This is a genomic window from Pantoea sp. Tr-811 (genome assembly GCF_011752535.1).
GTDB lineage: Bacteria > Pseudomonadota > Gammaproteobacteria > Pseudomonadales > Pseudomonadaceae > Aquipseudomonas.
Map to the genome: position 1 here is coordinate 28,955 of NZ_VWXJ01000005.1, position 12,870 is coordinate 41,824.

11 protein-coding genes are annotated in these 12,870 nt (G+C 63.7%); 9 read left to right on the plus strand and 2 right to left on the minus strand.

From position 1 onward, the window contains the following. Positions 1–5 precede the first annotated feature (5 nt). Positions 6–368, minus strand: a complete 363-nt coding sequence (gene clpS / locus F3J44_RS09200; protein ID WP_003251220.1) for an ATP-dependent Clp protease adapter ClpS — start codon at positions 366–368, stop codon at positions 6–8. Positions 369–597: 229 nt separating this feature from the next. Here clpS and cspD point away from each other — a divergent pair, with 229 nt between their 5' ends. Beyond that, entirely contained in the window at positions 598–849 is a 252-nt protein-coding gene (cspD, locus tag F3J44_RS09205; RefSeq protein WP_167271848.1) for a cold shock domain-containing protein CspD, read from the plus strand. Between the two features lie 80 nt (positions 850–929). Here the strand turns inward: cspD and icd are convergent, their stop codons facing one another. After that, on the minus strand, positions 930–2,186 hold the full coding sequence (icd, locus tag F3J44_RS09210) for an NADP-dependent isocitrate dehydrogenase (RefSeq protein WP_103448066.1): 1,257 nt from the start codon (positions 2,184–2,186) through the stop codon (positions 930–932). Positions 2,187–2,653: 467 nt separating this feature from the next. Between icd and F3J44_RS09215 the strand changes: the two genes are divergently transcribed. The 8 genes from F3J44_RS09215 to F3J44_RS09250 all read left to right on the plus strand — a co-directional run bounded on the left by F3J44_RS09215 (position 2,654) and on the right by F3J44_RS09250 (position 12,769). Beyond that, complete coding sequence (locus F3J44_RS09215) at positions 2,654–4,879, plus strand: NADP-dependent isocitrate dehydrogenase (protein ID WP_167271849.1); 2,226 nt, start codon at positions 2,654–2,656, stop codon at positions 4,877–4,879. A 180-nt stretch (positions 4,880–5,059) separates the two neighbouring features. Further along, positions 5,060–5,500: an NUDIX hydrolase gene (locus F3J44_RS09220; protein WP_167271851.1), complete on the plus strand. Its 441-nt coding sequence runs from the start codon at positions 5,060–5,062 to the stop codon at positions 5,498–5,500. Positions 5,501–5,559: 59 nt separating this feature from the next. Beyond that, on the plus strand, positions 5,560–6,684 hold the full coding sequence (gene mnmA, locus F3J44_RS09225) for a tRNA 2-thiouridine(34) synthase MnmA (RefSeq protein ID WP_167271853.1): 1,125 nt from the start codon (positions 5,560–5,562) through the stop codon (positions 6,682–6,684). Continuing rightward, positions 6,681–7,307: a high frequency lysogenization protein HflD gene (gene hflD / locus F3J44_RS09230; protein WP_167056765.1), complete on the plus strand. Its 627-nt coding sequence runs from the start codon at positions 6,681–6,683 to the stop codon at positions 7,305–7,307. The genes mnmA and hflD overlap by 4 nt, the downstream gene beginning before the upstream one ends. A gap of 248 nt (positions 7,308–7,555) precedes the next feature. Continuing rightward, positions 7,556–8,926: an adenylosuccinate lyase gene (gene purB / locus F3J44_RS09235; protein WP_167271856.1), complete on the plus strand. Its 1,371-nt coding sequence runs from the start codon at positions 7,556–7,558 to the stop codon at positions 8,924–8,926. An 81-nt stretch (positions 8,927–9,007) separates the two neighbouring features. After that, positions 9,008–10,174 (plus strand): cupin domain-containing protein, encoded by a 1,167-nt coding sequence (locus F3J44_RS09240; protein WP_167056771.1) that lies wholly within the window; start codon positions 9,008–9,010, stop codon positions 10,172–10,174. Beyond that, positions 10,167–10,595 (plus strand): GNAT family N-acetyltransferase, encoded by a 429-nt coding sequence (locus F3J44_RS09245; protein WP_167056774.1) that lies wholly within the window; start codon positions 10,167–10,169, stop codon positions 10,593–10,595. The genes F3J44_RS09240 and F3J44_RS09245 overlap by 8 nt, the downstream gene beginning before the upstream one ends. Before the next feature lie 224 nt (positions 10,596–10,819). Continuing rightward, entirely contained in the window at positions 10,820–12,769 is a 1,950-nt protein-coding gene (locus F3J44_RS09250; RefSeq protein ID WP_167272210.1) for a DNA topoisomerase III, read from the plus strand. The last annotated feature ends 101 nt before the right edge of the window (positions 12,770–12,870 follow it).

Here is a 12,870-nt window from a genome sequence, read left to right on the forward strand (position 1 = left end):
GGCGATTAACCGTCCTTCTCGATTTCACAGAGTAGCGGATGCTGGCTTTCCCTGGCGTATTGGTTGACCTGCATGGCCTTTGTCTCGGCGATGTCACGGGTAAACAATCCGCACACTGCCCGCCCCTCGGTATGGACGGTCAGCATGATCTTGGTCGCCAGCTCGCGGTTCAAACTGAAGAACGTTTCGAGCACTTCGACGACGAAATCCATCGGCGTGTAGTCATCGTTGAACAAAACCACCTTGTACATCGGTGGCGCCTGCAGGATCGGCTTGGCTTCCTGAACGGCAAGACCTGAGCCGTCGTCCTCGTTCGATTGCGGGCGATCCTGATTGAATGTTAGTCGAATCTCACTGGGTGCATGCATGGAAAGAATTTCATCATGAGCGACAGGTTAAGGTTGTGGGTTGGCCGCCGAGGCCGTCGCCAGCGCAGGCGCCGCGTGACCTTGACTATCGGCAAAACGGTGTTACAACCAATAAGAACCCACCGTGGTCGATAAAGATCCGCGCAGTCAACCGGTTTTTTCGCAGGTTCGTATGCGGATGAAGTGGATGATACTCCAGTGATGGAGTCCTTTGCAGAGGGACATAGGGATGGCAAGCGGTAAAGTCAAGTGGTTCAACAACGCCAAAGGCTACGGATTCGTCAACGCCGACGGCGACAGCGAAGACCTCTTCGCCCATTATTCCGCCATCCAGATGGAAGGCTACAAGACCCTCAAGGCCGGCCAGACCGTGACGTTCGACATCGTGCAAGGTCCCAAGGGCAAGCACGCGGTGAACATTTCCGGCAGCGCAGCCGTGAAGGCAGATTCCACGCCGGAGGCCGTCACCAGCAACGCCTGACCTGTTCTGCTCTGCCGGTATACGAAGAAACCGGCCGCTTCTTTATGGAAGCGGCCGGTTTTAAATTGCCCTGCCTATCCTTACATATGCTTGATCATCGCATCGCCAAACCCTGAACTGCCCACCAGGGTGGCCCCGTCCATCAGGCGCTCGAAGTCGTAGGTCACGGTCTTGGCGGCAATCGCGCCATTGGTGCCCTTGATGATCAGGTCGGCCGCCTCGGTCCAGCCCATGTGGCGCAGCATCATTTCCGCCGAAAGAATCACCGAGCCCGGGTTGACCTTGTCCTGCCCGGCGTACTTGGGCGCGGTGCCGTGGGTGGCCTCGAACATGGCCACGGTGTCGGACAGGTTGGCCCCCGGCGCGATGCCGATACCCCCCACCTCCGCCGCCAGGGCGTCGGACAGGTAGTCACCGTTGAGGTTGAGGGTGGCGATCACGTCGTACTCGGCCGGGCGCAGCAGAATCTGCTGGAGCATGGCGTCGGCGATGGCATCCTTGACGATGACCTCGCGGCCGGTCTTGGGGTTCTTGAACTTCATCCACGGGCCGCCATCGAGCAGCTCGGCGCCGAACTCGTCGCGGGCCACTTCATAGCCCCAGTCCTTGAACGCCCCTTCGGTGAACTTCATGATGTTGCCCTTGTGTACCAGGGTCAGCGACTCGCGGTCATTGTCCACCACGTACTGCAGGGCCTTGCGCACCAGGCGCTTGGTGCCTTCACGGGAAACCGGCTTGACGCCGATGCCGCAGTCCTGGTCGAAGCGGATCTTGGTGACGCCCATTTCCTCCTTGAGGAACTTGATCACCTTGTTCGCCTCGGGCGAGCCGGCCTTCCACTCGATGCCGGCGTAGATGTCCTCGGAGTTCTCGCGGAAGATCACCATGTCCACGTCGCCAGGCTTTTTCACCGGGCTCGGCACGCCCTGGAACCAAAGCACCGGGCGCAGGCACACATACAGGTCGAGTTGCTGGCGCAAGGCCACGTTGAGCGAACGGATACCCCCGCCAACAGGGGTGGTCAGCGGCCCCTTGATCGACACCACGTAGTCTTTCACTGCATCCAGGGTTTCCTGGGGCAGCCAGGTGTCCTGGTCGTACACCTGGGTGGCCTTTTCGCCGGCATACACCTCCATCCAGGCGATCTTGCGCTTGCCGCCGTAGGCTTTGTGCACGGCAGCATCGACCACCTTGATCATCACCGGCGAGACATCGACGCCAATCCCGTCGCCTTCGATATAAGGAATGATCGGGTTGTCAGGAACGTTGAGCGAATGGTCTGCATTGACGGTGATCTTGGTGCCGTCGGTCGGAACCTTGATTTTCTGGTATCCCATGCTTGCACTACTCCGCTGTCGGGTGTGATTGGACATCGTGCGATGCAATGAGCCTAAACCACATCCGCCGACCTGCAAGCTGTGGGAGCGGGCTTGCCCGCGAAGAATGCAACACAATGGGTGCGTCACTACACCACATTGCCCCTACGTCTTTGGTCTTATAAATGGCGAGGATGTCACTTGGCCTTGCTGATTAGTCCGATTGGTTTGGTATACTGCGCCGCGACCGAAGGGTCATCGGGGCGAATCCCAGGAAAATGCGGACCGCCCTTGGCCGTGAAGGGCCTGAAAGCCTGGCCAGAAAAAGCCTGGACTGTTACCGCAGCTCAGCATTGACGCTCGACTGATGCATCCACCATCACAGCTCGCAGCCTCTCGACTTTCCGCTCATGGCGTTGCCAGGGCGATGCGCCTACCCTGCGCAACACGAGACTCGAGCACGCTCAGCACACAGAGAGTTAACCCGCATGCCCACCCGTTCCAAGATCATCTATACCTTCACCGACGAAGCCCCTGCCCTCGCCACCTACTCGCTGCTGCCGATCATCGAAGCCTTTACCGCTTCGGCTGACATCGCCGTCGAAACTCGCGACATCTCCCTGGCTGGCCGTATCCTTGCCGCCTTCCCGGAGCAACTGGGCGCAGAGAAGCAAGTAGGCGATCACCTGGCGGAACTGGGCCAGCTGGCTACCACCCCTGAAGCCAACATCATCAAGCTGCCTAACATCAGCGCCTCGGTACCGCAGCTCAAGGCCGCGATCAAGGAACTGCAAGGCAAGGGCTTCAACATCCCTGACTACGCCGACGCGCCGGCCAGTGCCGAGGAAAAAGAATCCCGCGCACGCTACGACCGCATCAAGGGTTCGGCCGTGAACCCCGTGCTGCGCGAAGGCAACTCCGACCGCCGCGCACCGCTGTCGGTCAAGAACTACGCCCGCAAGCACCCGCACAAAATGGGCGCCTGGGCCGCCGACTCCCAGTCGCACGTTGCCCACATGACCCAGGGTGACTTCTACGGCAGCGAAAAAGCCGCACTGATCGAGGCTGACGACAGCCTGCGCATCGAGCTGGTCGGCAAAGACGGCAGCACCACCGTGCTGAAGGAAAAAACCGCCGTCAAAGCCGCCGAAGTGATCGACTGCGCCACCATGAGCCGCAAGGCCCTGAAAGCCTTCATCGCCGAGCAGATCGCCGATGCCAAGGCCTCCGGCGTGCTGCTGTCGGTGCACCTGAAAGCCACCATGATGAAGGTTTCCGACCCGATCATGTTCGGCGTCATCGTCGAAGAGTTCTACAACGACGTGCTGACCAAGCACGCCGCAGCCCTGGCTGAAGTCGGCTTCAACGCCAACAACGGCATCGGCGACCTGTACGCCCGCATCAAGGACCTGCCAGCCGACAAGCAGGCCGAGATCGAAGCCGACATCCAGGCCCTGTACGCCGAGCGTCCGGCCCTGGCCATGGTCAACTCCGACAAGGGCATCACCAACCTGCACGTGCCGAGCGACGTCATCGTCGACGCCTCGATGCCAGCGATGATCCGTGACTCGGGCAAGATGTGGAACACCGCCGGTGAACTGCAAGACGCCAAGGCGATCATCCCGGACCGCTGCTACGCCGGCATCTACCAGGCCACCATCGAAGACTGCAAGGTCAACGGCGCCTTCGACCCAACCACCATGGGCAGCGTACCGAACGTTGGCCTGATGGCGCAGAAGGCCGAAGAGTACGGCTCCCACGACAAAACCTTCCAGATCAAGGCCGACGGCGTCGTGCGCGTGGTCGATGGCAAGGGCCAGGTCGTTCTGGAGCAGAACGTCGAAGCCGGTGACATCTTCCGCATGTGCCAAACCAAGGACGCGCCGATCCAGGACTGGGTCAAGCTGGCCGTCAACCGTGCCCGCCTGAGCAACACCCCAGCGGTGTTCTGGCTGGACCCAGCCCGCGCCCACGACGGCGTGATGATCGAGAAGGTCCAGAAGTACCTGAAGGATCACGACACCACCGGCCTGGACATCCGCGTTCTGGCCCCGGTCGACGCCATCAAGTTCTCCCTGGCCCGCATCCGCGAAGGCAAGGACACCATTTCGGTGACCGGCAACGTGCTGCGCGACTACCTGACCGACCTGTTCCCGATCATGGAACTGGGCACCAGCGCCAAGATGCTGTCGATCGTGCCGCTGATGAGCGGCGGTGGCCTGTTCGAAACCGGCGCCGGTGGTTCGGCACCCAAGCACGTGCAGCAGCTGGTGGAAGAGAACTTCCTGCGTTGGGACTCGCTGGGTGAATTCCTGGCCCTGGCCGCTTCCCTGGAGCACCTGGGCAACACCTACGACAACCCACGCGCCAAGGTGCTGGCCAACACCCTGGACCAGGCCACCGGCAAGTTCCTCGACACCAACAAGTCGCCTTCGCGCAAGGTTGGCGGTATCGACAACCGTGGCAGCCACTTCTACCTGACCCTGTACTGGGCCCAGGCCCTGGCCGCCCAGAGCGACGACGCCGCCCTGCAGGCCCGCTTCGCCCCGCTGGCCAAGACCCTGACCGAGAACGAGGAGACCATCGTCGCCGAGCTCAACGCCGTTCAGGGCAAGCCGGCCGACATCGGTGGCTACTACGCCCCGGATGCCGAGCTGACCGCCAAGGTGATGCGCCCAAGCCAGACCCTCAACAGCGCCATTGCCGCCCTGTAAGGTTCGCTTGACGTAACAACACAAACCCCGGCCACGCACCGGGGTTTGTGCTTTCTGGGTTTTCCGTGCGGACCTATCGCGACTTGCAGTCGCTCCTACAAACGATCGCACCCCGGTAGGAGCGACTGCAAGTCGCGATGGGCCGCACAGCGGCCCCCAGCAACCTAAAAGGACACCCCAATGACCTGGCAACCCCACATCACCGTCGCCACCGTCGTCGAACACGACGGCAAATTCCTCTTCGTCGAAGAGTTCAAGGCCAACCAGCACGTCTTCAACCAACCTGCCGGCCACCTGGAACCCAACGAAACCCTACGCCAGGCCGCCCTGCGCGAAACCCTTGAGGAAACCGCCTGGGAAGTCGAGCTCACCGGCGTGGTCGGCATCTACCTGTATACCGCCCCGAGCAACGGCGTGACCTACCAGCGCATCTGCTTCGCCGCCCGCCCGCTGCGCCACCACCAGGACCTGGCGCTGGACAGCGACATCGTGCGCGCCGTGTGGCTGACCCGTGACGAACTGCTGGCCGACCCCACCCGCTGGCGCAGCGAGCTGGTGCCGCGCTGCCTCGACGACTACCTCCAGGGCCCGTTGCACAGCCTTGAGCTGCTGCGCGACTGACGCGCCGCGCCGGTTTTGATAGAATCGGCGTTTTTCCCCCTTGATACACACCGGTAAACATGACCAGCCCAGCACTCAAAGACCCCGCCAAGACCCGCGTCATCGTCGGCATGTCCGGCGGCGTGGACTCTTCCGTCTCCGCCCTCCTGCTCATGGAACAGGGCTACCAGGTGGAAGGGCTGTTCATGAAGAACTGGGAAGAAGACGACGGCACCGAATACTGCACCGCCCGTGAAGACCTGGCCGACGCCCAGGCCGTGTGCGACCGCATCGGCATCAAGCTGCACACCGCCAACTTCGCCGCCGAATACTGGGACAACGTGTTCGAGCACTTCCTTGAAGAGTACAAGGCCGGCCGCACGCCCAACCCAGACATCCTTTGCAACCGTGAAATCAAGTTCAAGGCGTTCCTCGACTACGCCCTGTCGCTGGGCGCCGACCTGATCGCCACCGGCCACTATGTGCGCCGCCGCGACACCGGCACGCTGACCGAACTGCTCAAGGGCCTGGACCCGAACAAGGACCAGAGCTACTTCCTGCACGCCGTGGGCGGCAAGGAAATTGCCCGTACCCTGTTCCCGGTCGGTGAGCTGGAAAAGCCCGAAGTGCGCGCCATCGCCGAAAAGCACGGCCTGGCCACCGCCAAGAAGAAAGACTCCACCGGCATCTGCTTCATTGGCGAGCGCCGTTTCAGCGACTTCCTCAAGCAGTACCTGCCCGCCCAGCCGGGCAACATCGAAACCACCGACGGTGAAGTGATCGGCCGCCACCACGGCCTGATGTACCACACCATCGGCCAACGCCAGGGCCTGGGCATCGGCGGCCTGAAGGACGCCGGCGACGAGCCGTGGTACGTGCTGCACAAAGACCTCACCCGCAACGTGCTGGTGGTTGGCCAGGGCAACGAACACCCATGGCTGTTCTCCCGCGCCCTGCTCGCCTCGGAAATTTTCTGGGTCAACCCGGTCGACCTCAGCACCCCGCGCCGCCTGACGGCCAAGGTGCGCTACCGCCAGGGCGACCAGCACTGCACCCTGGAACAGAGCGCTACCGGTTACCGCGCCGTGTTCGACGAACCGCAGCGCGCCGTGACCCCGGGCCAGTCGGTGGTGTTCTATGACGGCGAGGTGTGCCTGGGCGGCGGCGTGATCGAAACCGCCGAGCCGTGGAGCCCGCGCGCATGAGCAACCTGCAGGAGCAATTGATTGCCCTGGGCGGTGTTTTCCAGGCCGCCGTGCTGGTCGACCGCATCGCCCGCACCGGCCAGGCCAGCGAGGCCAACATCGGCTGCATGCTCGGCAGCCTGCTGGTGCGCGACCCGAACAACACCCTGGAAGTGTTCGGCGGCGACGACCTCAACCTGCGTGACGGCTACCGCGCACTGGTCGGTGCCCTGGAGCGTGACCCCAGCAGCCTGCAGCGCGAGCCGCTGCGCTACGCCTTGTCGATGCTGGGCCTGGAGCGCCAGCTGAACAAGCGTGGCGACCTGCTCGACACCATTGGCAACCGCCTGCCGCAAATTCAGTCCCAGGCCGAGCATTTCGGCCTGGTTCACGAAAACGTCATCGCTTCCAGCGGAGCCTTGTACCAAGACACCCTGAGCACCCTGCGCCAGCGTATCCAGGTGCACGGCGACATGCGTTTCCTGCAGCAGGCCAGCAACGCCTCGAAGATTCGCGCCCTGCTGCTGGCTGGCATCCGCGCCGCGCGCCTGTGGCGCCAGCTGGGCGGGCACCGCTGGCAGCTGGTGTTCAGCCGGCGCAAGCTGCTCAACGAACTGTACGACATGATGCGTACGCCTTCCTGAGAGGCGACAGAAACCCTCTGTAGGAGCGACTGCCAAGTCGCGAAAAGGGGCGCGCAGCGGCCCTGCAATTTCGCCCGCGGCACAGATTGCAGGGGCTGCTTCGCACCCCATCGCGACTTGGCAGTCGCTCCTACGGTCGCACCGCGACATGGTTTATAGGCCCGACCTTTGGTCAGCCACCCGACCCGGGCGCAAATTTCATGTATGATATGCGCCCTTCCAAAAGCCTGACTGTCCGAGAACACCCCATGCAGCTCTCTTCGCTCACTGCGGTTTCCCCTGTAGACGGCCGTTATGCCGGCAAAACCCAGGCCTTGCGCCCCATTTTCAGCGAATTCGGCCTGATCCGTTTCCGCGCCCTGGTCGAAGTGCGCTGGCTGCAGCGCCTGGCCGCCCACCCGCAGATCGGCGAAGTGCCGGCGTTCTCCGCCGAAGCCAATGCCCTGCTGGACAGCCTGGCCACCGACTTCAAGCTTGAGCACGCCGAGCGCGTGAAGGAAATCGAGCGCACCACCAACCACGACGTCAAAGCGATCGAATACCTCCTCAAGGAGCAGGCCGCCCAACTGCCTGAGCTGGCCAAGGTCAGCGAGTTCATCCACTTCGCCTGCACCAGCGAAGACATCAACAACCTGTCCCACGCCCTGATGCTGCGCGCTGGCCGTGACGACGTGCTGCTGCCGCTGATGCGCCAGATCGCCGACGCCATCCGCGCCCTGGCCCACGCCCACGCCGACGTGCCAATGCTGTCGCGCACCCACGGCCAGCCAGCTTCGCCGACCACCCTGGGCAAGGAACTGGCCAACGTGGTGTACCGCCTGGAGCGCCAGATCGCCCAAGTGGCCGCCGTGCCGCTGCTGGGCAAGATCAACGGCGCCGTGGGCAACTACAACGCCCACCTGTCGGCCTACTCGCAAATCGACTGGGAAGCGAACGCCCGCGCCTTCATCGAAGACGAGCTGGGCCTGCAGTTCAACCCGTACACCACCCAGATCGAGCCGCACGACTACATCGCCGAGCTGTTCGACGCCATTGCCCGCTTCAACACCATCCTCATCGACTTCGACCGCGACGTCTGGGGCTACATCTCGCTGGGCTACTTCAAGCAGAAGACCGTGGCCGGTGAAATCGGCTCCTCGACCATGCCGCACAAGGTCAACCCGATCGACTTCGAGAACTCCGAAGGCAACCTGGGCATTGCCAACGCCCTGTTCCAGCACCTGGCCAGCAAGCTGCCGATCTCGCGCTGGCAGCGTGACCTGACCGACTCCACCGTGCTGCGCAACCTGGGCGTGGGCTTCGCCCACAGCGTCATCGCCTATGAAGCCAGCCTCAAGGGCATCGGCAAACTGGAAGTCAACCAGGCGCGCATCGCCGCCGACCTGGACGCCTGCTGGGAAGTGCTGGCCGAGCCAATCCAGACCGTGATGCGCCGCTTCAACATCGAGAACCCCTACGAGAAGCTCAAGGAGCTGACCCGTGGCAAGGGCATCACGCCAGAAGCGCTGCTGACCTTCATCGACGGCCTCGACATGCCTGCCGACGCCAAGGCCGAACTGAAGCTGCTGACCCCCGCTACCTACATCGGTAACGCGGCAGCCCAGGCCAAACGCATCTAAGCTGACCGTCGCGTTCAACGCCCGGCCTAGCCGGGCGTTTTTATTCCCGGACGAAAATTACGTTTTTTCAATAGGTTGAACATGAATCCTGATACTCCACTGCAGCTGCTCGGCGGCATCTCGGCCCGCGAATTCATGCGCGACTACTGGCAGAAGAAGCCGCTGCTGGTGCGCCAGGCATTCCCAGACTTCGAAAGCCCTATCGACCCCGACGAGCTGGCCGGCCTGGCCCTGGAAGAAGAAGTCGAGTCGCGCATCGTCCTTGAGCACGGCGCCCACCCGTGGGAGCTGCGCCGCGGCCCGTTCAACGAAGACACCTTCGCCGAGTTGCCCGAGAAGGACTGGACCCTGCTGGTGCAGGCCGTAGACCAGTTCGTTCCGGAAGTGGCCGAGCTGCTGGAGCACTTCCGCTTCCTGCCAAGCTGGCGCATCGACGACGTGATGATCAGCTTCGCCACCCCAGGCGGCAGCGTCGGCCCGCACTTCGACAACTACGACGTGTTCCTGCTGCAAGGCCACGGCGAGCGCAACTGGAAGGTCGGCCAGATGTGCAACAGCGACAGCCCACTGCTGGAGCACGCTGACCTGCGCATCCTTGCCGAATTCGAGCAAAGCGCCGAGTGGACGCTGGAGCCGGGCGACATGCTCTACCTGCCGCCGCGCCTGGCCCACTACGGCGTGGCCGTGGACAACTGCCTGACCTACTCGGTCGGTTTCCGTGCGCCAAGCGCGGCTGAAGTGCTGACCCACTTCACCGACTTCCTCGGCCAGTTCCTGCCCGAAGAGGAGCGCTACAGCGACGCCGACGCGCAGCCTGCCAGCGACCCGCACCAGATCCAGCACGATGCCCTCGACCGCCTCAAGGCGCTGATCGACAAGCACACCAACGACAAGGACCTGCTGCTGACCTGGTTCGGCCAGTTCATGACCGAGCCGCGCTACCCGGAGCAGGTGGTTGGCGAAGAACTGAGCGAAGAAGAGCTGGTTGAAGCCCTGGAAGACGGCGCCATCCTGATTCGCAACCCGAGCGCGCGCATGGCTTGGTCCGAGCTCAACGACGACCTGATGCTGTTCGCCAGCGGCCGCAGCTGCCCGCTGCCGGCCAAGCTGCGCGAGCTGCTGAAACTGGTGTGCTCGGCGGATGCGTTACACATCGACAACCTTGAGCAGTGGTTGCAAGATGAAGATGGCCTTATGCTGGTACAGCAGTTGATCAAACAAGGAAGCCTGGGATTCGCCAATGAATAAGATTCGTGTGCGCCTCGCCGACTGGCACAAGGATAACGCGGACATCCGCCGCATCCGTGAAGCCGTGTTCATCGCCGAGCAGCATGTGCCGCCGGAGCTGGAATGGGATTCGGACGATCCAACGGCCGCCCACTTCCTGGCCCTTGAGGGCGACTACGCGATCGGCACTGCCCGCCTGCTGCCCGACGGCACCATCGGCCGGGTGTCGGTGCTCAAGGACTGGCGCGGCCTCAAGGTTGGCGATGCACTGATGCATGCGGTGATCGCCGAAGCGCAGGACCGCGACCTGAAGCAGCAGATGCTCAGCGCCCAGACGCACGCCACGCCGTTCTACGAGCGCCTGGGCTTTCGCGTAGTCAGCGAGGAATTCCTCGAAGCCGGCATTCCCCACGTGGACATGGTGCGCGACTCGCGCGCCTGAAGCCTGCACCGGCCCTTTCGCGGGGCAAGCCCGCTCCTACAGGGCCCGTATGGCCCTGGGGCATGCGGGGGCTTTGTAGGAGCGGGCTTGCCCCGCGAAAGGGCCGGCACAGGAAATGACACTCCCCCTGACAAAAACCTGTACATCCATCCAGATAAAGCTTGCCTGTGCGCCCCCGCTTGCGCATCCTAGTACCCATCATTCCCGATGAAGCGTTCCCGGCCATGCGCCTGTTCCTCTGCGAAAAACCCTCCCAGGCCAAAGACATCGCCAAGGTGCTCGGTGCCAACCGCAAGGCCGACGGCTGCTGGCAAGGCACTGACGTCTGCGTGACCTGGTGCATCGGCCACCTGCTGGAAACCGCCCCGCCCGACAGCTACGACGAACGCTACAAGCGCTGGAACCTGGCCGACCTGCCGATCATCCCGGAAAAGTGGAAAATGCAGGTCAAGCCCAAGACCGCCAGCCAGTTCAAGGCCGTCAAGCGCCTGCTTGGCGAAGCCCGCGAACTGGTGATTGCCACCGACGCCGACCGTGAAGGCGAAATGATCGCCCGTGAACTGGTGGAGCACTGCCGCTACCGCGGCCCCATCCAGCGCCTGTGGCTGTCGGCCCTGGACGATGCGTCCATCCGCAAGGCCTTGGCGCGGCTGCTGCCAGGCCAGGAAACCTTCAACCTCTACCACTCGGCGCTGGGGCGCTCGCGCGCCGACTGGCTGATCGGCATGAACATGAGCCGGCTGTTCACCCTGCTCGGCCGCCAGTCCGGCTACCAGGGCGTGCTGCCGGTGGGCCGGGTGCAAACCCCCACCCTGCGCCTGGTGGTCGACCGCGACCGCAGCATTGCCGATTTCGTGCCGGTGCCGTTCTGGGCCATCGACGTGCAACTCCAGGCCGCAGGCCAGGTGTTCAACGCCCAGTGGCGGGCGCCGGAAGACGCCTGCGACGACCAGGGCCGCTGCCTGAACCAGGCGCTGGCGCAGCAGGCTGCCGCCGCCATGCAGGCCGCCGGCAGCGCACGGGTGGTGAAGGTTGCCACCGAGCGCGTGCGCGAAGCCGCGCCCCTGCCCTTCGACCTTGGCACCCTGCAGGAGCTGTGCTCGAAGAAGTTCGGCCTGGGCGCCCAGGAAACCCTCGACATCGCCCAGGCGCTGTACGAAACCCACAAGCTGATCACCTACCCGCGCAGCGACTGTGGCTACCTGCCCCTCAGCCAGCACGGCGAAGCCCCGGCCATTCTCGCCGCCCTGCAGCGTGCCGACGCCAGCCTCGCAGCGCTGCAGCCGCACCTGGAACCGCAACGGCGCTCTCGCGCCTGGAACGACGCCAAGGTCAGCGCCCACCACGGCATCATCCCCACGGCCGCCGCCAGCGACCCGGCGCGGCTGCCGGCCAAGCACAAGGCGGTGTACACGCTGATACGTGCCCGCTACCTGGCGCAGTTCCTGCCCAACCACGAGTACGACCGCACCCAGGCCGATTTCGATTGCGCAGGCCAAGCCCTGCGCGCGGTTGGCAAGCAGATCATCGAACCCGGCTGGCGCCGCGCCCTGCCCGAGGCGCTGACCCCGGCAAAAGGCCGCGAAGCCCCGCCCGCCCAGGTGCTGCCGGCCCTGCGCGAAGGCCAGGAGTGCCAGTTGCAGGGCCTGCAGCTCAAGGACCTGTGGACCCAGCCACCCAAGCCCTTCACCGAAGGCGACTTGATCAAGGCGATGAAGAATGTCGCCAAGCTGGTGGACGACCCGCGGCTGAAGCAGAAGCTCAAGGAAACCACCGGCATCGGCACCGAAGCCACACGCGCCAGCATCATCCAGGGCCTGCTCGACCGCGGTTACCTGGTGAAAAACGGCAAGGCCCTGGCCGCCACACCGGCCGCCTTCAGCCTGATCGACGCAGTGCCCCGGGCCATCGCCGACCCCGGCACCACGGCGATCTGGGAGCAGGCGCTGGACATGGTGCAAAGTGGCGAGATGAGCTTGGAAGAATTCGTCGCCCGCCAGTCGGCGTGGATGGGCAAGCTGGTGGAGCGCTGCAGCGGCCTGCGCATGACCATCACTGGGCCTGCAGTGGGCAAGACCGCGCCGTGGAAGAAGAAGCGCCGCAGTGCCGGGAAGAGTAAGGCAGCTGATGGCAAGACCACTGCGCGCAAACCCAGGCGTAAAGCCTCAAGTTGAGGGTTCACCATCTGTCTTGCTCAAATGCCTGTAGGAGCGGGCTTGCCCCGCGAAGCAGACGATGCGGTGCATGGCACCGGCTTCGCCGGTGTTCGCGGGGC